Consider the following 22,420-nt stretch of genomic DNA (forward strand, 5'->3'; position numbering starts at 1 on the left):
CCCTATTAAACGGCAAAAAATCCTCTCTCTGTGAACGTTTAAAATTAGTGAAAATCCCCTTTTTTTACAATCATTCAAAAAAGCTGCATCACAAACTCTCTTTTTCAAGGAGGTGATTTCATTTGTAAACAAACGTTTAAATTTTATAGGAATTGTATTTTTATGTACCTTTAATTTCAAAGGAGGACACTTATGGGTCACGATATCGCAGGATATAATCAGGCAGGAGAAGAAATTGCATACCTTCGTTTTGGCATGAGTAATGGACATGCAGCAATTGTATACAGTGTACTGGATGCTGACGAATTCAATGGAGGAGTCAGCGGCACAGGCAACAGTTCTTCCTTTTCCATGCAGCAAATGGAAAAAGCTTTGAATGAATATCAGAGTTTTTGGAAAAGCAATAAAATACCGGAAAGTGAATTCGTTAAGTGGGAGATAAAACAAATACAGGACTTTCTATCCATTTGTATGTCAGCAGCAGAAAAAGAAGGAAATGTAAGGGTTAGTTTTAGTTAGGCCACGGGATGTCTTCCTTCAAATCACCTCTTTATACCTCTGAATGATTCTCTACTTCCAAACATTCTATTTCTTTAACTTTCTGGTAGAATAAAAATAGAAAAGCTCATTCTTTAACTGATTACCAGCAAAGAATGAGCTTTTTCCATTGTATTCAGCAAAGCACAATCACCCTGTAAGGAACTGTCTGAGCAGGAATGCTTTTCGTGGAAGCACCGTAAATGACAGCAAGATCACGGTTAGCGGGATTGCCCGTAAAAGCCTGGCCGTTTGTCAGCAATGTCTGAGTAAAAGGTGATACATTCAGCTTCAGCTGTCCATCGCTGCTCACCAGCTGATTGTTGAAATACGAAACTTTCACATTTTGATTCTGGCTTTCTCTTACCATCACCAGCGCCTGATATTGGGGCGGATAAATGAGGGGGACAGGTGCATTTCCGTCATAATATCCAGTTACCAGGTCTCCGGCAGATACCATTGCATAGTCGACAAAATAGGTAGAAGGTGACACAATGAAATTTACAGTGGTGCCCGATTGATTTTCTACTGAGAATACTTTGAAGCAGCCTTCGCCGCTTTGTCCTGTGTTAAAATCATTGATCGCTGTGACGATTCCTTGAAACGCATAAAAATTAATCATACATAAGCCTCCATCCTTCGTACACTTATGTACTTTATGCGGGCAGATACCTAAATGAGTGTGCGGATGCCTATCATGAGGTACAACGGTTTTGGATGCATTAGAAGCGCAGATGCCGCTCTAACAAAATCGCAGCTATACCTGCCTTGACACAAGGCAGGTATAGCGTAAATTCATCATTCATTATAAGAAAGCAAATATTTTAAATTAGATTAATTTTTAATAACTGCTGGCAAGCCATAAATAACTATTGGTTCTCGAACTTATTTTTATAGAACTGTTTGTATCGCATGGCGATACAGCTTGCAAATAAGTTTAATAACCCTCATATTTAATAGTAAAGGAGGTCCGATATGCGACGTGATATACAACCGAATGAACGAGCTTTCTCTTCAAAGGAAGCGGCTGAAGAAGTTGGGATTGCGACTCCCACTGTCCGTAAGTATGGCCAAATATTAGAGCGGAACGGTTATGAGTTTCTGAAAGATGGCGAACGGCGAATCTTTGTTCAATCTGACATCAGAGCGCTTATAGCGCTGCGCGATACAGACAAGCCCCTGGACGATACGGCTAAAGACCTTGTTTATGAACAAAAAGAGAGATTAGAAGAATCCGATTCATCAGAAATTGCGCTAGCTGATACATACAACCATTTTCCAAATGATCCCAGTCAGTTGAAAGAGGCATTTATGTATGTGGTCAATGAACTTGCAGCTGCACGTGAAATGAATGTGGCGCTGAAAAACGATCTAACACAGCTCAAAACATCGGTTTCCCGGCTACAGCAAGATCATCATGTAATAAGTTCAACGATTGGAAATTCGTCACATAAAACGAATGCCAAAATTGAAAAACTGCTTCAACAGCAAACGGATCACTACGAAGCATTATTGCAGGAAGAAAAACAAAAAAGTGAGCTCCTGCAAAAACAAATTCAAACGATGCACAATGAACAAAAGCAAGAGTGGAACTCTCAAAATGAGTTTAATAAACGCTTAGAAGAAGCGATACAAAAACCTAGAGAAAATTGGAGCTGGCTTTTTTCTTTATTCCGGAATAAGAATGAATAAAATCATAGTTCATTAATTAACAGGTTTGGGTGCATGCTTTGTAAGAGCGTGTGGATAACAAGGTATCACCGCGCTCTTACAAAGCAAACGGAGGCTCAGCTAAGAATTGGAGGCGGTTGCTTCTTTCAAGAACATCATCCTTAATGGAGTTGTTCAAGAGAGGGGCGAATCGGCTCTTTTTTTGTATCGTATCGCAGGGCGATATAACGTGCGTATGAATCCCAGAATCCTCACCTTAGGTATTAAAGCGCTTGTAGCGTGAGGCGATATGGAAAGATCCTAGACGATTAAGCTAAAGACAGATAGCGATACATAAAACAAATGATGATTTAAACCAATGGATTAAAACTAAGCAGGGTCATCTTATCCTTAGTTTTGTAATCAAGGAAAGGGTTGATGGGTTTCGTATCGCAGGGCGATACAACTTGCAAATATATCCCCAGAATCTTTATGAGTTTTAAAAGTGATTGGCGGATCATTTCCAATCCGCCATCAAAGCGCTAATAGCGCTGCGCGATATGGTCATACCAACGATAAAACTAGAAACCGAGTGAATAGCGATACAGTCACACATAAACAATTAATCCTAATCAATCTTTATTAAACTTTATACCAATATTCTACATCGCCATTTTTCATATTCCGACTAATTCCCGGGAAATATCTACATATTCTGAGTAGATATCGACAAAATCAGGAGCTCCAAAATAGCCATTTGTTTTATTGATAAGGAAGTAGACATACTTTATTTAAGAAAAAGAGCTTTATGATTATTTCATCCCGTAAAAAAGCGTCAAACCCTGATTTAAAAGGATTTGACGCTTTTTTATTTTGTGTTTTTTAGAATGCACCAAGAATAATTTCTTTGAGGGTGAGGTTCAATTGAACGAATCAAAATGCTTAACCTTCACATTCTCAAAAACTGCTTTTCCACCTTCAGAAAAGAGAGTAATGCCTTTATCATCAGGCTGGGGGAATACCAGACTAGAATGTGCAATCTTTCCATCATCCACAAAAACTTCGATGCTAGTTTTATCAACAAGAATCTTTAAATGAACTTTCTTCTTACTAGCATCAAACGGTGCAGTGCTTTCAACGAATTGATTTGTTTTATCAGGATGCTCTGTAAACGCCCGATTAACAAACGAGTAATTCCCTTCTGAGGATACCCCGACGTCAATGTGCCGTTTTTTGTCTGCTGATTCTCTCAGCCTAAAGCCTGCATGCTGAAGATCGGACCATGAAATGTCTGCCTCTAATTGATAGGCATCAGCCTTCACTTCAAGTGTTTTCGAGCCATTCACTTTGATTTCGTCATATGCATTCGATACTTTTGAAGATTCATCTAATGCTCCTATGGGCTGAGAAGAAAGATAATACTGATTTTCTCCTTCATGCCTTAGTTCGATTTCACGCACAATGGAGTCCAAGCCGTTGAATCCTTCGTCCATTGTTGGCGTATTATCGGCGTAGGCCCAGTTGTTCATCCAGGCGAGGGCGTAGCGTTTTTTCAAAGGATCGCTTTCTGCGTTTTCGAATGTGACGCCGCCGTACCAGTCAAAGCCGTAGTCAAGCCATTGGAGTTCTTGGCTGTCCGGTTTGAATTCGGAACCGTCGAAGGATCCTGTCCAATAAGCGTAGGTATTTGGTTTGCCGGCGATTTTACCGTTTGCGCTGAAGCCCAGCAACCACTTTTCAGTGCCGTCATCGGCGCGCATACGGAAGAGATCAGGGCATTCAAGCACGCCGAGGTTTTCGGTGGAAATGCTGCTTCTGTAGCGCCAATCCTTCAAGTTGTCAGACTCATAAAAGCCAATTTTGCTGCCTTCTGCCATGGTCATGATCCATTTATGATGGATGTCATCCCAGATGATTTTTGGATCTCTGAAATCCTTTGGGCCTGGGTTCTTCATGACCGGTTCTTCGCTGTATGGCTTAAACGTTTTGCCTTTGTCCGTGCTGTACCAGAGGAACTGTTCCTGCTTCTGGCCGTTCTTTGATGGCTGGGTTACGACGGCGATAAAAGCGTCTTTTCCGAACCCGGCCGTATTTTCTTTATCTATGACAACAGATCCAGACCATGGATCTCCGTTTTCATTCGTGTATTTTGGGATGGCAACGCCTTCGTCTTTCCAGTGCACTAGGTCTTTTGAGGTGGCGTGGCGCCACTCTGTTCCGTTGCCATCCGGATAGTCCCCGTTATACAGGTAGTAATAATGATACGTTCCTTCATAGTAAACCGGCTTCTGCGGATCGTTTTTCCAATGATCAGGTGCCGTAAAATGATAAGCTGCCCGGTAGGAATACTCTTCTTTTTCCTCTGGCGGCACTTCTTTTGTTTCAAAGAATGTTTGAATTAAAAAACCTGTGCTGATCACCATCCACAATCCAATGATCACGATTCCGGCAATCTTGTAGCTTTTCTTGAAAACTCGTTTTTTGCTCATTAAATTCACCACTTTTTAAAATAGAAAAAGAAAATGCCAAGTGACATTTTCTTTCTCTTTTTTTCTTTGGCTCTTACTTTTCCGTAATTTGACCTTGTTCAAGAATGCTGTCTTTTACAACCGTTGTTTTGTCTCCTTTGATGTTCAGCTTGAAGCTGGGAGCAAATGTTGATTTGTGGTCTTCAAAGAATCCTCTGTTCGTCATATAGCTTGTGACAACTGTATTGTCGCTGCCTTCTTGAGGAATGGCATAGTGAGCATAGTTCCAAGTGATATCATTTGGATCCAGGTCCTGATGCAGCACAATTCCCGTTTTATTTAGCGGCTTGTAGTCGCCAGTAAGGGAATTAGACACATAGCCTAACAAGTAGATATCCTGATTGTCCATTCCGTCAATCGTCATCTTAGATCCGCGTGAGCTTGTGAACAGGTACCATTTGCCGCCCTTTTTGAAGATGTTTGGACGTTCAATTTCATCCGTTACTGTGTTTGATACGATCAGCGGCTTCATTTCTTTTTTAAGAGAATAATCGTCGTTGATTTCAATGATTCCGATGGCGCCATTTGCTACTTCAGCCAGCTGTTTCTTGTCACTGTTCAGAAGCTTTGTTTTTTCTTCTTGGAAAAATTTGTTGCTGTTGCCGTAGTAGGCTTGATTGTAAAGAGATTCTTCTCCTTGGTAGCCATACTCTGTGCCTGTATTCGCTTCAAATACAAGATACTTGCGGCCGTCTTCTTCAATGTAGTGAGGGTCTCTGAACGTATGGTTATCAGAAGGTGCTCCGTCCTCAACAAACTTGTCTACCGTTTGATAGTACTTGCTGTCTTTGCCTTCATAGATGGATTTGTAATCTTCAACACCGTCAACTTTTAATGTTTTAGAATCAGGCTGAGAAAGATTAACTTGAGCAGTCGTCAAGGTTTGCTTCCCGTAATGGCCTGTATCAGCTGTATATGGTTCGCGGTTTGTGTAGAACAAACGGACTTCGCCGTCTTCAGTGAATGTTGCAGAACCGGACCATTCTTCTGCTTGATGCTTTAAGTAAGGATCATTTGGAACGTTTTTGTCATTGTTATCGAATACGCGTCCTGCATTTTTCCAAGCGTCAAGAGAGTTGTCGCCTGCTTTTTTGTAGAACAGGTAGATGAATGTGTCGTTTGCGTTTTTAGGATCGCCGGCTAAGCCGAAAACAATATGATAGCCGTTATATTCTGCTACAGTGCCATCTGCATTTTGGAGAGGCCATGTATCCCATACATCAAGGTCAATCGTTTCGCCTGATTCGGTTACTTTTTTGGCAGAAGGGATGTTTTTAATGGTGGATTCATCAAACTTAGGAACGGTATATCTTGCATCACCGTGCTGATTAATCATATCTTTCATTGCGGAACGAGTGATTTGTGAAGTACCGTACGTTTCTTTGTAATCTGCCGGATCCTTTGGAGCCGCAAAAGACTGGGTAACAGTACCGCTTAATAGAATTCCAGTACTGAGTGTTACTGCTGTTGCCTGTTTGGCAAGCCTGCTAAAGTTCATAAGTCTTCCTCCTCGTTTTATGTTGTTTTATTAATACAATTAGAATTATAGGCCAGTCCTCCGGGAAGAGGTATGGCACATATTGATTGGAATTTAGTCGTATATTGATATTGGCTCGAAAGAAGGGTTAATGCTCTTTTTGTGGAAATTACAATGACATTGAGATTTAACCAAACGTTTAAGGAGGCATCAAATGGATAAAAGAGTTCAATTCGATTTTGAAATCAAGTTTACTAACGGGGGCGGACTTCAGGGGCAGGAATTTCGGCTTGATATTGAAGGAGAAGACATTTCTAATGAGGAGCTGGCCAAATATATTGTAGAAGATATGAGGCTGCTGATGGTTGGCAATGTGAGGATTTTTAACAAAAAAATCATTGCGGAAAAACATAAACGAAAATCTGCTGAAGAAAATGCCGGGCAATAAATGTGTTTTTAGTTTCTGGATTGGTGAAGAGAGGAGAAAAATGGTGGATTTAAGCATGAAGCCTGTCATTACAGGAGAAAAAGTGATTCTTAGACCGTTTAAAGCAGAGGAAGATTTCCCTTATTTAGAAGAGTGTTTAAAGGATCCAGTCGTTTTAAAATATACCGGCAGTTCAGACGAGTACGACAGGGAAGAGGTTTTCAAGTGGTATCGGTCCAGAAATGAACAAATCGAGCGCCTGGATCTTGCGATTATTGATCAGGCACAGGATGTTTTGGTAGGAGAAGCCGTCGTCAATCTTTATGATGAGAAGCAGCAAAGCATGAATTTCAGAATTCTTATTGGTCCGAGAGGGAGAGACCGCGGTCTGGGTACGGAAGCAACCAGGCTGATCATCGATTATGTTTTTAAGAATACGGACCTGAAATTCCTGATGCTTAGTGTTTTTGCATTTAATCCGCGAGCAATGAAAGTATATGAAAAGCTGGGTTTTGTTACATGCAGTGTAGATAAAAATGAATTAGAGTTTGAAGGGGAATGGATCGATTCGATTTTTATGAAATTGACAAGGGAAGATTGGATGAAGAGGGGGAACTGAGTACATATGAGCGGAATTGCCAAGACACCTGAACCGCCTTATTATGCAGTGATTTTTGCATCAGAGAGAACCGAGGCGGACAATGGATACGGAAGAATGGCGGATAAGATGGTGGAGCTTGCCTCTCTTCAGAGCGGGTTTTTAGGAGTGGAAAGCGCACGGGATGAAGGACTGGGGATTACCGTTTCGTATTGGAATTCGCTGGACTCCATCCGAAAGTGGAAGGAGCACTCTGCTCATTTGGCAGCCCAGGATCGAGGAAAAGCGGAATGGTACAAAACGTTTTCTCTAAGGGTGTGCAAAGTTGAGAGACAAAGTTTTTTTGAGGTGTGATAATTGAGCGGTTTTATCTGTAGAGAAACTGAGAGTTCGCTTATCGCTGTATTGGAACAATTTCAACAGCGGTTGAGCTGAAGAAAGTGCGCCAACCCCTTTTTTGCAACACAATCATCACCGGTAAAGCCGAAGGAAGTGCGCCAACCCTGGTTTTGCAACACAATCATCACCGGAAAAGCCGAAGGAAGTGCGCCAACCCCTTTTTTGCAACACAATCATCACCGGTAAAGCCGGAGGAAGTGCGCCAAACTCAGTTATGCAACACAATCATCACCGGTAAGGCCAAAGGAAGTGTACCAAACTCAGTTATGCAACACAATCATCACCGGAAATGCCGAAGAAAGTGCGCTAACCCCTGTTATGCAACACAATCATCACCGGAAAAGCCGAAGGAAGTGCGCCAAACTCAGTTATGCAACACAATCTTCACCGATTCAGCCTCACCTATAAGAAAAAAAGCATACCGCCTCCCAAAAGCGGTATGCTTAATCCCCCGAAAACCTTTCCCAGGAATTCTGATATTCATTAAGCAGCTGCGTGCGGTTCAGCTGTTTCCCGACATAGAGCTGAGTGGCGGCGCCGAATTCTTCCCGGATTCCGACAGGGAAGTGAAACCAATTAGAAGGGACGGTGTTGCCATTTTTGTAATTGCGCAACGTTTCTTCTGCAAGCGGGCCCAGATTATTAGACTTGATATGATGGAAGGCAGGGATGAATTTGAATTCTTCCGTCATGTACCGTTTGCCCTGCTCGGAAGACACCATCCAATTTAAAAACTTTTTTGCCTCTTTTTTCTTATCTGGACTGGACTGTTTGTTGATGGCCCAGTAGTTTGGAACACTGACCACAAGGGATTCTTTAACGGGACGATCATTAATTGGTATTGGCATAAAGCCGATGTCCATGTTCGGCGCAGCTTGATCAATCATCGGCTGGATCCAGTTGCCCTGCTGAATGATGGCTGCTTTTTCAGAAGTAAAGAGATTGACTTCCATCGTGTAGTCAGTAGTCAAAGGATTATCGTTTCCGTATTTTAAGGTGAGATCGAGCAGGTTAAGCAAGTCCTCAAAGTTTTGGTTCGTGCTGATTTTTTCCGTTCCGTCATTCAGATTTTGGATAAACGCTTTTGTATTCTCCTGCTGGGCGAATGCGACATTCATCAGGTGATCGCCAAGCTTCCAGTCTTCATAGTAGCCTGTTGCAAATGGTGTGATGCCCGCCTTCTTCAGTTTTTCGGCAGCTGCTGTCAGCTCAGTAAGAGTGTCAGGCGGTTGCGCAATGCCGGCTTTTTCAAATAAGTCTTTATTATAAATAAATCCATATCCTTCAAGGTTAATCGGCATTCCGTACACCTTGCCGTTCAACGTGACCGGTGTCAGTGCTTCCGGATATGCCTGATCAATCCATGGCTCTTCTGACAGATCCTCAAGATAGTTCTGCCACAGCTTGGTATTTTCATAGCCGGTATTTGTGAAAATATCCGGTCCGGCGCCAGTCGCCATTTCCGCCTTCAGGTCTGACAGGTCATCCATCGCGCCTCCAACGGTATGCACGCGGATATTCACATGTGGATTTTCCTGTTCATATGCACGCGTCATTTCCTCAAATTGGGTGGATACCTCTACTTTTGGATTTCTTAGATCAAGCGTAATCTGAGGCTCTTTCTTTTCAGGTTTTTCAGGCTTTGCTTCGTTCTGACAGGCAGAAAGCAGCAGACTGGCCATTAGTAGAAAAATGATCTTTTTCATTTTGCTGCTCCCTTTCTGAATTCAAACGGCGTCATGCCGACGACTTTTTTAAACAGCTTAGAAAAATAGATTTCATCCTGATAGCCGAGCATGATCGCGATGGAATAGATGCTTTTTTCCGTTCCCCGCAGCCATGTTTTTGCTTGTTTGATCCTGAGATCGGTAATGTATTTGGAAAGGGTCATACCGGTTTCCTGCTTGAATTTACGTGAGATATGCTCTCTGCTTAAAAAAAAGACGTTCGACAGCTTTTCCAGACTTAAATCCTCCATGTAATACGTTTCAACATAGGAAACGATATCCTCCATGCGCCGGGCGGCATCGATTTCATCCAGCCTGTGAATCGATCTGAAATCCTGCTCCTCAAGTTTTTTCTCCAATGCTTGAAAAGAGGGCCTGATTGCAGCCAGCGCCTCAATCGGTTCTCCGGTAACAAGTCTTACAGGAACAGTGATTTCCTGGCTGATCCATTCTTCTGCAGACAGCCACTGGCCGCGGATTGTGATGACAAGGCAAAGATTCAAATCTGTCTGAAGGGAAAATGCATTTCCTAATTTGCGTTCTGTCAGTTCATCTGCTAATTTTTCGACATAAGCATCTGGATTATGCATCTGATAAAAGGAGAGGAGTGTCAGCTCATAGCCTTCCGATTGTGGAAGAAACTCGGTCAAGCTGTCTGCGTCGGAACGCTCTCCAAGACAGATTGCAGTGGCCAGCTGATTTCTTCTCAGTTTTTTCGCATCTTCAAGCACTTCTGCATGCTGGTAATCATCCTTCCAGGCCTGTACGGATTTTTCCAGGGTATTGTTGAACGCTTCATATTCTATCGGCTTCAGCAAATAGTCGAAGCTGCTGTGCTGGATGGCTTTGCGCATATAGGAGTAATCGTTGTATCCAGTGATGAAAATCACTTTTCCCGGATATGAAATCGAATCAAGCCACTCAATCAGTTCCATGCCGGTAATTCCGGGCATTTTGATATCTGTAAAAATCAGCTCGGGCTTTTCTTTCTCAATCCATTTCTTCGCTTCCTTGCCGTTGCTTGCCTCAAGCAGCTTGGTAATTCCGTGCTGTTCCCACTGGCCTAAATGGCGGATGACATCCCGCACATTGAATTCATCGTCGACAATCAGTGCTTTCACCGTGTTCAACTCCTTTCCTTCATTGAGAGACATCTATCGGGATTTTCATGCTTACTGAAAAACCTTTTCCGTTTTTTGAATCAACGTTAAATTCGGCAACAGGCCCATACCTCAGCAGCAATCTGTCGCGGATATTCTTCAGGCCAATATGTTCATGTGAATAAGTCCCTTCGTATGGCGGTGTGCAGATATTGTTCCTCAGGGCCTGCAGCTCATCAGGTGCAATGCCCGGGCCGTCATTCTCCACAAGAAAGTGCAGATGGTCCCCATTTTTCTTCCCAATAATGGATAGATGAGCGCTGCTGTAGCCATCCTCATATGTGTGTTTAAAGAAATTTTCAGCGAGCGGCTGCAGAATCATGCTTGGAATGGTCATGTCCATAATAGACTCATCGATATCGACTGAATAGCTGACCGTTTCACCGAATCGTTCGGATTGCAGAGACAGGTATGCTTTTGTGTAGTCGGCTTCATCCCGTACCCGAACCCATTGATCCGCCTGCAGGGAGTAGCGCATCATTCTGGACAGCGAGGTAATCAAATGATACACCTTTGAAGCATTTGACCTTAAAGCAACTGCCCCAATTGATTGCAGGGCATTGAACAGGAAATGCGGGTTAATCTGTGATTTCAATGCTCTGAACTGGTTTTTCCTGTTTTCAATTTCAAGCTTATATTCCCGGTCAATGTGGGAATTGATCCGGTTCATCATATCTTTCATGTGAGATTCAAGATGGCCGATTTCATCATCTCTATCATCATCAAACGGCACATTCTGATTTCCGCCTTCAATGGAACGGACTTTGCTGCTCAGCTTAGAGATCGGGCGGGTAATTCGATTTGAGATAATGCCGATCATCAGGAGGCCCAGCAAACCTACGCCAAGTCCGACAAGGATATTCGTAAACGCGGTTTTTCTGACATCTTCATATAAGGCCTGACTGGAGGTGATTTTGATCAGCTTCCATCCGTTTAATGAGCCGGATAGCTCCTTGGAAAGCAGAATATTGTCATCCTTGCCGCTCCCATTTCCGTTCAGACGCGGCTTAGAAAGAGGTTTTCCAATCAGTTCACGGTCATTTGAATACAGAACACGATCTTCAGAATCAATAAGCAGAACAGAAGATTCATCACCCTGCACAAGGTTATTGCAGATGCGCGCGTAGCCGCCCATGTCAATGTCAATCGTGATGATCCCGAGAAATTTCCTGGAGAGAACATCTGTAATCTTGTGATGAAACGTCATCACCATCGTTTTGTCTGACTTTGGAACAATCGCTGCGTTGTTGTAATTGACAAGCGGGCGGGGAGGCTCTATTAGATAATTCGAATCAGAAGCATACAGCTCTTTAATTGGACTCTGCTTAAGAAATTCAGGCTGATATCTGCGTGTGCTGATCATCGCATTGTACAGCGTGAATGATTCTTTGTTTTTATTAATATAGAACCTAATTTGCCTGATTTCGTTTCTCATCAGGTAAAAGGTTTCGAGACTCTTTTCCATCGTCTTGGGGCTGAAATAAATAGAGTCTTCAAAGCCGTTGTTAAAAATCCGGAAAAGATCAGGGTTCCGGTAAAGGATGTAAGGAAAATCGATCATGCCGTCAAAATACTGCTCCAGCTCATCCGCATTCTTCTGAAGCTGTTCCCGGCTGTTTTCAAGTTCATGCTGCTCCACACTGCTTTTTGTATAGGTGTAGATGAAAAAAACAGACAGGAAGTAGGGCAGAACAATGAAAATCAGCAGCATGATCAACAGGCGGCTTTGTATGCTTTTCACAGGAGTCACTCCTTTCGCGGAAGGCTGAAATACGGCTTTCTCTCTTTAGCATCCTAAAACTATATCAAACCCAAAATCCAAGTCAATCGTGCACAAGTAGGATTTGTAAAAGGCCAATTACCCTTATATTTTTCGCAGGGATGTCTCATATTATGTTCCCTTGACGAAATGATGGGCAAACAAAAAAGCTGAAGAGATCTTCAGCTTTAGAATCGATTTATCCTATTTTTTAAGCAGCAAATATATAAAATACGGAGCTCCTATCAGCGAAATCATGATTCCAGCAGGTATACCCTCGGGTTCGATGATGTTCCGTCCTATCGTATCTGCTAAAAGCAGGAGGAAGGCACCAATCAGAATCGCTACAGGCAGGAAAAGCTGATTTCGGGGCCCGACTAAAGCTCTTGCAATGTGCGGAGCCATAAGTCCGACGAAGGCGATGCCTCCTGTGACAGAGACAGCAGCAGCTGCAAGCGCAACCGCAGTCATCAGCAGGATCACCCTTTCTTTTTCAACTGAGACACCTAAGCCAATAGGCACAGGTTCACTCATCCCAAGAAGATTCAGCCGATTCGCTTTGTACAGGGTAAATGGGATAAGAATGGCAGCCCATGGAAGGATGGCCCAAATGAAAGGCCAATCCGCACCCCATATGTTCCCTGACAGCCATTTTGCAATAAAGTCCACTTTTTGGCGATCAGCAGATGAAATCAGGACAATCATCAGACCTGAGAGGGCCATAGAAAATCCCACACCAGTCAATACGAGTTTGACTGGCTGCATGCCCCCGGTGCGGCTGTACGAAAAAGCATAGATGAGAATAGCGGTCAGCAGGGCTCCCGCAAATGCAACTAGAGGCAGCATGTAAACGAATGAACCTGCGTCAATAGGAAAGAACAAAAAGAATACAGCGATAGCTGCTCCTGCGCCGGAGTTAATGCCGATAATGCCGGGATCAGCCAGATCATTTCTTGTGATGCCCTGCAAAATGGCACCTGATAGAGCAAGCGCCATTCCAGCGAGAATCGTGATGATGATCCGCGGAAGGCGAATGGAATAGAGAATAAATTCTTCTTTAAATGTACCTTGTCCGAGCAGAACGGGAATCAGCCTGTCATAAGAAAGAGAAGCGTAGCCAAGCCCCATTCCAGCAATAATGGTCGTTATAAGCAGGGTAAACAAGATCAAAATGGTGATTCGCTGTTTTTTGACTAAGGCAGAATGTATCATGTGAAATCTCGGCCTCCTTTGCGGACTATAAAGAGAAAGAATGGCAGACCGAGAATGGAGACGATTGCCGCCACAGGTGTTTCATAAGGAGCATTGATGGTTCTGCCAAGCGTGTCAGCAATCAGCATAAACGTTGCTCCCGCGACAACGGACATTGGAATGATATAACGGTAGTCCGTTCCCGCTATCGCCCGGACGATGTGCGGGATCATCAGTCCGACAAAAGCCAGATTGCCTGCAAGAGCAACGCCTGCGCCTGCAAGCAAAACGACGACAACAAAAAGAGTAGCCTTAATATAAACCGTTTTTTGTCCTAATCCTACAGCAACCTCTTCACTTAAACTTAGAATAGTAAGCTGTCTCGAAAGCATCAGGGAAATGACAATACCAGCCGCAATAAACGGAACAATGAACTGAAGCTGATTCCACGATGTGCCTGCCATGCCTCCTGAAGTCCACATTGAAACATCCTTTGAAAGCTTATGATAAATGCTGATTCCTTCGGCGACCGCAAATAGGAAAGCAGAGACGGCTGCACCAGCTAATACGATGCGCATTGGCGAAAATCCGCCTCTTTTCATCGAACCTATACCAAAAACCATAACGGCTCCAACTGCACAGCCAATGAAACAGGCAATCATAATGCCGAAATAATTCACTGAAGGGAAAAAAGCGAGTGTGACAGCAAGAGCTGCCGTACCGCCTGCTGTCAGCCCGATTAATCCAGGGTCAGCTAGCGGGTTCCTCGTCAGCCCCTGCATGATGGCACCAGATACTGCAAGGGCAGCGCCGACTGAAATGGCCGCGAGCGCACGCGGCAGGCGGATTTCCTGAATCATGGTTGCCTTATCATTCAGATCTGAGCTCGTCATGGCAAGCAGGACATCTTTCAGAGTCGTATCTGCTGCACCGAAAATCATAGCCGCAGTAAAAGCAGCTATGAATACGAGAATGCAAGCGGTCATTTTTAGTGGGAACAACATGTTTTTTGTCATCAGTCAATCATTCTCTTCTTTTAGGAATAAAGGAAAAGGAATTCTTACTAGTAAGAATCCCTCTTTTTTGCATTAGTTTTCTAAAAAGCTTTTCTTAAAGAATTCAAGCTGGTAGTCAAGTGAGATTGGATCGTTGAAGTAGAATTCTTTTGCATTCGCTTCGAATACTTGATTGTTTTTAACGGCAGGAATATTTTTATATGTTTCAGTCTCTTGGAAGGAAGTATCTCCGTCTGTGTTTTTGCTGAAAATCATATAGTCGCCCGCAAATTCAGGAAGAACCTCTGCAGAGATGGCATAGAAACCTTCTTGTAAGGCCATTTCCGTTACTTTTTCAGGCATTTTCAATTTCATTTCCTGATAAAGTATTTCTGTGCCGCGAGCCCAATTGTCGCCGAATACGTAGAGCTGTTTTTCGAAGTTTTCAATAACAGAAACCGTTGCATCTTCGCCGATTTTTGCTTTGATGTCATTACCGGCAGTTTGCGCACGGTTTTTGAAGTCATCAATCCAGGCTTGAGCTTCTTTTTCTTTATTTAAAAGTTTGCCTATTTCAAGGTGCTGGGTTAAGTAATCATTTTTTCCATAAGTAAATGTAACCGTTGGAGCGATTTCTTTTAATTTATCAACGTTTTTGACGTTTGATAAGCCGATGATTAAGTCTGGATTCAATTCAATGATTTTTTCCAGGTTATCATCTGTTACTTCTTCTACGCCTTTTAATTTGTCCTCAAAGCGCGGATTCATTTTTGACCATGAATCAACTCCGACAAGGTTTGTATCTAAGGCCATCGCATTTCCTGCGAAAGAGGAGAGGACTATGACGCGTTTTGGATCTGCAGGCACTTCAACAGGTCCTGCTTCTGACTCGTAAGTGATGGTGCTTTTTTCTTCTTTCTTATCTGAGCCTTTATCTTTAGCTGCATCATTGCCGCAAGCGCTAAGCAAGACTAAGAGCAGCAGCAGGAATGGAATCATTAATTTCTTCATTTTCTTTTTCACCCTTTATTAAGTTATAGGTCATACACATTGGTTTATTAGTGCGCGGGTCATTTCCGATCACAGCATCAATGTGAAAAACTTCTTTCAGCACATCACGGGAAATGACCTCTTCACATGATCCTGCTTTCACGATTTCGCCGTCTTTAAGAGCGATGATGTAGTCTGCAAAGCGGGCTGCCTGATTCAAATCGTGAAGAACCATGACAATGGTGCGTTCCTGCTCAGCATTTAACGTTTGCAGCAGTTCAAGCACTTCAAGCTGGTGAGCCATATCAAGATATGTAGTAGGCTCGTCAAGGAAGATAATGTCTGTTTCCTGCGCGAGGGCCATCGCAATCCATACACGCTGACGCTGGCCGCCAGAAAGTGAATCGACAGGACGGAATTTAAAGTCGGCAGTTCCAGTCACTTCAAGAGCCCATTCAACGACCTCATAATCCTTCTTCGTTAATCTGCCGAAGCCCTTTTGGTGAGGAAAACGCCCGTATGATACAAGCTCGCCTACTGTAAGGCCGGCGGCGCTTTCAGGTGTTTGAGGAAGGATCGCCATTTTCTTTGCCAGTTTTTTTGTTTGTTCTTTGGAAATCGATTTTCCGTCGAGAACGACGTCCCCTGACTGAAGAGAGATAATACGGGTAATCGCTTTCAACAAAGTGGATTTTCCGCAGCCATTTGGACCGATGATGGTTGTAATCTTTTTATCCGGAATACTCACGCTAAGATCTTTTACTATTAAACGTTCACCATAGCCAATGTTTACTGACTCGGTAAGTAGGCGAACCATTTTTCTCCCTCCATTTGCTGATAAATTGGTAATATTTACTGATAATGATTCTCAGTGTCGAATAAGAAAAGTCTATAATTCTTTCTGACTATTGTCAATAACAGTTTTACTTGTCAATTTTAAGATAACAAGATATATTTAATTGAGAATGATAATCAATAATAATTAATACTATATAAATAAAGAGTTTTGCAAAGAGGGAGTGTTGAGTGTGGAGGGGCATGAAATTTTTGATGTGACGGTTATTGGGGGCGGTCCTGCCGGGCTTTATTCGGCTTTTTACAGCGGACTGAGAGAAATGAAAACTAAGATTATTGAGTATCAGCCCAAGCTCGGCGGAAAAGTTCATGTATATCCTGAGAAGATGATCTGGGATATAGGGGGACTTACTCCCATATCAGGGGCACAATTAATTAATCAGCTGGTTAAACAGGGATTAACGTTTCATCCGGAAGTTGTGCTGAATGAAAAAGTAGAGTCTATCTCAAAAAATGAAGAAGGCATTTTCGTGATGAAAGCTGCATCCGGACGCACCCATTATTCAAAAACGGTCATTGCAGCAGTAGGCGGAGGCATCTTAAATCCTCAAAAGCTCGAGATTGAAGGGGCAGAGAGATTTGAAGTCTCAAACTTGAACTATACGATCAAATCATTAAAGCGATTTAAAGATAAAACGGTCATCATTTCAGGCGGAGGGAATTCGGCCATAGACTGGGCGCTTGAGCTTGAGCCTGTTGCTGAAAAAGTGTATGTCGTTTACCGGAAGGATGCACTTAAAGGTCATGAAGCACAAGTGTCCCAGCTGATGAACAGTAAAGCAACGTGCGTATTTCAGACATCTATTACAAAACTGATAGCCTCTGATGACCATGAAAAAATCGAACGTGTCGAACTGACAAATCATGAAACTGGAGAAAGATCTTACCTCACTATTGATGAGGTGGTCATCAATCATGGATATGAACGGGATGCTGAACTGCTTCAAAAAAGTCAGCTGAACATCGCGCTCGCAGAAGAATTCTATATTGCAGGCAATGAATCGAGCGAATCTTCTGTTGAAGGACTATTTGCTGCAGGCGACATACTCATGCACAGCGGGAAGCTGCACTTAATCGCGGGAGCTTTCCAGGATGCGGCCAATGCGGTAAACAAAGCAAAGCAGTATATACAGCCAGATGCACATAAGTCTGCAATGGTTTCCTCTCATAACGAAGTGTTTAAAGAGCGGAACAGGGAGTTAGTTAAAGAGATGATGAAATAGAGGGATCGATTGAGAGAGGGCTTTCCGTATAGGGAAGTCCTTTTTTTAGTAAATAGTTAAACAACATGCTTGAAAATTCAAAATATGGGGTAATTATACAATTGATAGTTCAGATATCACGTATAACCAGTATAACAAAAGTTTTATCTGCTCTTTAGTTTTACTAGTTGGAAAGTAGCACTCCTATTCCAAGAACCCTATGAGGATTGACTTATTTCAGGAGGTCAAGCTAATCCTTCATGTAAAAACCTTCCTTATTCCGATAAAATAAAAGAAAATCATAATTCGATGCCATCCAATAGGAGGACAGCTGAGTGAACTATAAAAAGAAATTAATCATATCAAGCATGGGTCTATCATTAATGCTCGGAGGGTGTTCTGACATGAATAACGCAGGGACTGAAAAAGAGATTGAAAAACAAACAGCAGCGCAACAAGAAAAGCAAATGGAAGATGTGTATGTAAGTGTCCAAGATTACAAGGGAGAAGGCTACGAACTCGATAACGGCAAAAAAACCGACAAAATTGCTGAATCCAATCGGGAAGAGATTGACGAGGCAGTGAAGGCGTTCTTTCAGGATACATATAAGACAGAAGTTAAAGTTCACAATGTTGTAGGAGCTGCAGACGGGGCAACAGTGTTTGTGGAGTCCGTTGGGGAGCCGCATTTTTATACGTATGCGATTGTACCGATTGAAGGAGATAAAGTGTTATCGGATAAGGTATGGTCACAGGAGGGGCAGGTTGAAGATGCGATAAAGACTGGTATCTTTGCTATGATTTTCGATCAGGAATTTTCTGCGCTAGATCAATATGTAGAAGATGTTGTAAAAGAAAATCCTGTTGTCGGCATCACTCAGGAAGCGCTGGAAACTGTTCGTGCTGGAGGATATAGTACCCCATATTACTATGTAAACACATTAGATCCTGCTTTTGACAAGCTTTACAACGCATATTTGAAAAATCCGGATCTGTCAAAAGAAGAATGGAAACAAACTTTCACAAAAAATGATTACCCGTCAAAAGGCGTCATTATTACTCTATATCTCTATATGAAAGAAGAAGGTGCAAAGCCTGATCAAAAGGTTTTTGACAAGGTTGTAAAAGATCTTGAAGAGATGGATGGATTCCCCCGTGGTTCTTATTCGGTCTATCTTAATGATAATTTAATCGATAAAACGAATGGTATAGGAACGAAGGACAATACGCTAGAGCGCTCGAACCCGGATTATATTGTAAAAGAATAGGCAATGAAAAAGGAGTCTCTACTATGAAAAAACCTGGTACATCGACTGTTAAAGTTAATGAAGTTAACCGTGTTGATTCCACAATAAGTGATAAAGATTTAGTAGAACTAGCGGGTTACCATGCATATAGAAGCTTTGATGTGGATGAGACAATCACTGTAAACGGAAGAAACTATACAGTAGTTAACACTAAATATAATCAAAAAAGCGGTTTAGACGCTTTAACAGTTCAAAACTATGAAACTGGAGAATATACCGTCGTCTACGTCGGCACAAACCCGAGTCAAAAACAAGATCTCCTGACAGATCTCCAGCTGATGAGCGATCTGACTCCCGCACAAATCGCAGATGCGAGAGCATACTTTAATGAGATGGATAAAAAGTATCAGAGTGCAGGCGGAATTAAATCGATGTCAGGGAACTCCCTCGGCGGAGCTCTTGTGGGGTCAGTTGCCATTGAACACCCTGATGTAAAAGCAGTGACTCTGAATCCCGCCCTCCTTCCTGCAGGCATGATGGAACCTGCCATGGAATACAGCCATATTACAAATTACTTCAGCAGCTATGACCCTTTAACAAAAGGACTGTCTGGTCTTGACCTTCACTCCCGTATACCCGGCCATCAGTATGAAATTTTCAATGGAATCCCAGTACCTGCATTTGAACATTTAGGGACAAACCACACAGGGTACTTGCGAAAAGATGACGGCTCTCAATCTTATAAAATTGGGATGCCAGGTCAGCCAGGAGCGGGAGAGATCTTTATAGATGCCGATGCACATATTGTGACGAGCCTCTGGACCGGAAGTCCTCTCTACGGAGGAAATACAGCATACATCGAAATCAATAAAGAAAATCTCATTTTGCTTGCTGAAAGAATCGATAGTCAGGTAAAGGCGAGGATTGCAACAGCAAATGATTATCTCGCAAATTCTGCAGAAATTATTGAAGATGAGGGGACCAGGCTGTATCAGCGGATTTCAATGCTGCAGCAGATTTTTGAGGAGTCATTTGAAAACTCGATTGGTGATCCTCTTTTTATTGGGATTACATCTGCAGGCAGCCGTTTAAAAGGAGAAATAGATGATCTGATTTCTCTGCTGGAGCGCGCGGAAGGTTCTTGCAGATCTCTAAACTCTGTTTTAAATTCCCCGCCGGCAGAACTTATGGAACACGTGTTTAATGTTGATGTGAGTGTAGAAGGCTTATTTGGAAAAGCCAGGAATCAGCTTTGTGAGATGAAGGATGAAGCAGACGGACTCTCTCGAATGCTCGGGAACGTGATTTCTGACCTGATTCCGGAGCTGTTCAAAGGCGGAACGGATCTTTGGTATGATGCGGTAGTAGGAGAGCTTAGAGCTCATTTTGATATAATAAATGGAAACAAAGACAAACTGGTTGAACATATTGAACAATTCAGAGCTCAAGTAAATGGCACAGCTGATTCATTTGAGAGCAGAGATCATTCAATAGGAGAAAGCATAAGAGCAGGTGCAGAGGCAGCAGATGAAGCAGGCCCTGTCCAAAAAACAACCTCCTTTGTTTTAGAGGAATCTCCTTATTTGAAAGTGGGCATGCGGATCAAAGAGATACAGCTTGATTTGGCGTTCACAGCGTTTACCGGTTTTGCTTATAGTAAGGTTTTCCCGTTCATCGTTGCTTTAAAAACGTTAACGGAGCTTATTGAGATTACTCTTGAAGGGATTTCTTCAGCAATAAAAGGAGCAGCATACCTTGGAGTGAACCATACACTGCCTGGAAAACTAATCGGCATGTTTACGGATTTTGATGACAAGATTACGGCATATGTGCATAACACGCTTAAACCCTTGGATGAGATGGCTGCTACTGTTGAAGGGATCCGAGATGGGGCGGAAAGGCTGATGATTCAATTTCCAACCCTTGTTTCAAACTTCAGGCCGTACCTCGATCAAGCCATTTTCAATGCAACGAGTTATGCGAATGTCCAACTATATAATCTTGCAGCTTTTGCCATTCTCAGAGAAATGGAAATGACATTTTCAGATGTGGTTACACAGCTCGGACAAAACAAAGCAAATGCCATCGAGGCTCTTTGCGACGTTTCTCAAAGGGTGACGTCCAATATGGAAATGCTGGGAGAGCAGGTCGACCGCGGGACAGTGAACTAAAAGCATAGATATGAAGCCGCTTCAAGCCTGTGAAGCGGCTTTTTTCAAGAGATAAGAAAGGATAAAGTTTTGCGCATTGGTGTCTAGCTCCACCTCCTAACCCCTCGGTCAGAACGGATTCACCCAAAAAGTCAAAATCGGACTTTATGGGTGAATTCTTATCTACCTGTCGGGGCTGAGCAGTCGGTTCCGCTTTTCGAGGTGTCTAGCTCCACCTCCTAGACCCTCGGCCAGAACGGATTCGTCAGTAAAGGCAAAAAGCTCCTTTTCTGACGAATCCTTATCTGTCTGTCGGGTCTAAACAGTCGGTTCCGCTTTTCTATGAATCTGCTGCGAATGTGCTGAGATTTGATTTGTTCAAAAGGTTCCGTGTTATTGTTAAGAAAAGATTAAATATGTAAAAACAAACAGGAATTTGTCGCTTCGTTCAGAACTCTATTATAGTTAAGCAGCTTATCGATAACTAGTTCTAGGAGGAATAGAATGGCTCAAAATGAAATGATGCATCCTAAACTCAGTAAAGTGATTGAAAATATAGAACGTGTCATGGTTGGAAAACGGGATGTGGCCGTGCTCAGTCTTGTTGCCATATTGGCTGAGGGCCACGTTCTGCTTGAAGATGTCCCTGGCGTCGGTAAAACCATGATGGTCAGATCTCTTGCCAAATCGGTGGGAGCAGATTTTAAACGAATTCAGTTTACTCCTGATTTATTGCCGTCTGATGTAACAGGAGTTTCTATTTATAATCCGAAAACACTCGAATTTGAATACCGCCCGGGTCCAATTATGGGAAATATCGTCCTTGCGGATGAAATTAACCGTACGTCGCCAAAAACCCAATCGGCACTTTTAGAAGGAATGGAAGAAGCAAATGTGACGGTTGATGGTGTAACGAAATCACTCGGGCGTCCGTTCTTTGTTATGGCTACGCAGAATCCGATCGAATACGAAGGCACTTATCCGCTGCCGGAAGCCCAGCTTGACCGTTTTCTTTTCAAAATCAGAATGGGCTATCCAACTCCTGGAGAAGAGCTTGAAATTTTAAACCTCGCAGAAAAAGAAAGACCCATCCATCATATCCAATCAGTCATTACGAAAGAAGAATTAGTCGAGCTTCAAAAAGAAATCCAGTCAGTCTATGTAGATGAGACAGTGAAACGATATATAGTCGAGCTGGTCACTAAGACGCGCAAACATCCTTCCGTCTACTTAGGAGCAAGTCCCCGCGGATCCATCGCACTTATGAAATCCGCTCAAGCCTATGCCTTCCTGTATAGCCGTGACTATGTTATTCCGGACGACATTCAATATCTTGCCCCATATACGCTTCCTCACCGGATGATTTTAAAATCAGAAGCGAAATATGAAGGGAAGTCTGCTGAACATCTGCTCTCTGAAATCATTTCAAGGACTTCTGTGCCGGTGCAAAGGTCGATGAGCCGTTAATGAAATCCTTTTTTCTTAAAATCCGCTATGTCTGGAAGCTCGTGAGCCTTTTGTTTTTTAC

General features: G+C 42.8%; 19 protein-coding genes. 9 read left to right on the forward strand and 10 right to left on the reverse strand.

Annotation, left to right across the window (positions count from 1 at the left end; translation table 11 throughout):
• Positions 1 to 192: 192 nt before the first annotated feature.
• Positions 193 to 519, forward strand: coding sequence for a hypothetical protein (locus E2R53_RS22485; RefSeq protein WP_133313885.1), 327 nt, complete (start codon positions 193 to 195; stop codon positions 517 to 519).
• A gap of 154 nt (positions 520 to 673) precedes the next feature.
• On the opposite strand, the gene E2R53_RS22490 is transcribed toward E2R53_RS22485, so the two are convergent.
• A complete protein-coding gene (locus E2R53_RS22490; protein ID WP_133313886.1) occupies positions 674 to 1,159 on the reverse strand; it encodes a hypothetical protein in 486 nt (161 codons plus the stop codon).
• 353 nt (positions 1,160 to 1,512) lie between these two features.
• Between E2R53_RS22490 and E2R53_RS22495 the strand changes: the two genes are divergently transcribed.
• Entirely contained in the window at positions 1,513 to 2,229 is a 717-nt protein-coding gene (locus E2R53_RS22495; RefSeq protein ID WP_133313887.1) for a hypothetical protein, read from the forward strand.
• Positions 2,230 to 3,107: 878 nt separating this feature from the next.
• Here E2R53_RS22495 and E2R53_RS22500 read toward each other — a convergent pair.
• Positions 3,108 to 4,676 (reverse strand): glycoside hydrolase family 32 protein, encoded by a 1,569-nt coding sequence (locus E2R53_RS22500; protein ID WP_133313888.1) that lies wholly within the window; start codon positions 4,674 to 4,676, stop codon positions 3,108 to 3,110.
• 73 nt (positions 4,677 to 4,749) lie between these two features.
• Positions 4,750 to 6,213, reverse strand: a complete 1,464-nt coding sequence (locus tag E2R53_RS22505; RefSeq protein ID WP_133313889.1) for a glycoside hydrolase family 68 protein — start codon at positions 6,211 to 6,213, stop codon at positions 4,750 to 4,752.
• Between the two features lie 193 nt (positions 6,214 to 6,406).
• Between E2R53_RS22505 and E2R53_RS22510 the strand changes: the two genes are divergently transcribed.
• From E2R53_RS22510 to E2R53_RS22520, 3 genes are read left to right on the forward strand one after another with little or no spacing between them, the layout of a single operon-like run.
• Positions 6,407 to 6,640, forward strand: coding sequence for a cyclase (locus tag E2R53_RS22510; protein WP_133313890.1), 234 nt, complete (start codon positions 6,407 to 6,409; stop codon positions 6,638 to 6,640).
• 40 nt (positions 6,641 to 6,680) lie between these two features.
• Positions 6,681 to 7,238: a GNAT family N-acetyltransferase gene (locus E2R53_RS22515; RefSeq protein WP_133313891.1), complete on the forward strand. Its 558-nt coding sequence runs from the start codon at positions 6,681 to 6,683 to the stop codon at positions 7,236 to 7,238.
• A gap of 6 nt (positions 7,239 to 7,244) precedes the next feature.
• Positions 7,245 to 7,571: an antibiotic biosynthesis monooxygenase family protein gene (locus E2R53_RS22520; RefSeq protein ID WP_133313892.1), complete on the forward strand. Its 327-nt coding sequence runs from the start codon at positions 7,245 to 7,247 to the stop codon at positions 7,569 to 7,571.
• 488 nt (positions 7,572 to 8,059) lie between these two features.
• On the opposite strand, the gene E2R53_RS22525 is transcribed toward E2R53_RS22520, so the two are convergent.
• From E2R53_RS22525 to E2R53_RS22555, 7 genes are all read right to left on the reverse strand, one after another.
• Positions 8,060 to 9,322: an ABC transporter substrate-binding protein gene (locus tag E2R53_RS22525; RefSeq protein ID WP_133313893.1), complete on the reverse strand. Its 1,263-nt coding sequence runs from the start codon at positions 9,320 to 9,322 to the stop codon at positions 8,060 to 8,062.
• Positions 9,319 to 10,464 (reverse strand): response regulator, encoded by a 1,146-nt coding sequence (locus E2R53_RS22530; protein WP_133313894.1) that lies wholly within the window; start codon positions 10,462 to 10,464, stop codon positions 9,319 to 9,321. The genes E2R53_RS22525 and E2R53_RS22530 overlap by 4 nt, the downstream gene beginning before the upstream one ends.
• A 19-nt stretch (positions 10,465 to 10,483) precedes the next feature.
• Positions 10,484 to 12,244 carry a cache domain-containing sensor histidine kinase gene (locus E2R53_RS22535; RefSeq protein WP_133313895.1) on the reverse strand — a complete coding sequence of 587 codons (1,761 nt, stop codon included), beginning with the start codon at positions 12,242 to 12,244 and terminating at the stop codon, positions 10,484 to 10,486.
• A gap of 222 nt (positions 12,245 to 12,466) precedes the next feature.
• Positions 12,467 to 13,474, reverse strand: a complete 1,008-nt coding sequence (locus E2R53_RS22540; RefSeq protein WP_133313896.1) for a FecCD family ABC transporter permease — start codon at positions 13,472 to 13,474, stop codon at positions 12,467 to 12,469.
• On the reverse strand, positions 13,471 to 14,469 hold the full coding sequence (locus E2R53_RS22545) for a FecCD family ABC transporter permease (RefSeq protein ID WP_133313897.1): 999 nt from the start codon (positions 14,467 to 14,469) through the stop codon (positions 13,471 to 13,473). Before E2R53_RS22545 ends, E2R53_RS22540 begins: the two co-directional genes overlap by 4 nt.
• Before the next feature lie 72 nt (positions 14,470 to 14,541).
• Positions 14,542 to 15,459 (reverse strand): iron-hydroxamate ABC transporter substrate-binding protein, encoded by a 918-nt coding sequence (locus E2R53_RS22550; RefSeq protein ID WP_133313898.1) that lies wholly within the window; start codon positions 15,457 to 15,459, stop codon positions 14,542 to 14,544.
• Positions 15,410 to 16,255: an ABC transporter ATP-binding protein gene (locus tag E2R53_RS22555; RefSeq protein WP_133313899.1), complete on the reverse strand. Its 846-nt coding sequence runs from the start codon at positions 16,253 to 16,255 to the stop codon at positions 15,410 to 15,412. Before E2R53_RS22555 ends, E2R53_RS22550 begins: the two co-directional genes overlap by 50 nt.
• A 211-nt stretch (positions 16,256 to 16,466) precedes the next feature.
• On the opposite strand from E2R53_RS22555, the gene E2R53_RS22560 reads away from it, so the two are divergent.
• The 4 genes from E2R53_RS22560 (at position 16,467) to E2R53_RS22575 (ending at position 22,359) form a co-directional block, all read left to right on the forward strand.
• Positions 16,467 to 17,516, forward strand: a complete 1,050-nt coding sequence (locus tag E2R53_RS22560; protein WP_133313900.1) for an NAD(P)/FAD-dependent oxidoreductase — start codon at positions 16,467 to 16,469, stop codon at positions 17,514 to 17,516.
• A 314-nt stretch (positions 17,517 to 17,830) separates the two neighbouring features.
• Entirely contained in the window at positions 17,831 to 18,763 is a 933-nt protein-coding gene (locus E2R53_RS22565) for a DUF1672 family protein (protein WP_133313901.1), read from the forward strand.
• A gap of 23 nt (positions 18,764 to 18,786) precedes the next feature.
• Complete coding sequence (locus tag E2R53_RS22570; protein WP_286166388.1) at positions 18,787 to 20,913, forward strand: SA1320 family protein; 2,127 nt, start codon at positions 18,787 to 18,789, stop codon at positions 20,911 to 20,913.
• Positions 20,914 to 21,396: 483 nt separating this feature from the next.
• Complete coding sequence (locus E2R53_RS22575) at positions 21,397 to 22,359, forward strand: AAA family ATPase (protein ID WP_133313902.1); 963 nt, start codon at positions 21,397 to 21,399, stop codon at positions 22,357 to 22,359.
• The last annotated feature ends 61 nt before the right edge of the window (positions 22,360 to 22,420 follow it).

It is taken from the genome of Peribacillus frigoritolerans, from assembly GCF_004358755.1.
In the GTDB taxonomy this organism is placed as follows: Bacteria; Bacillota; Bacilli; order Bacillales; family Bacillaceae; genus Bacillus_P.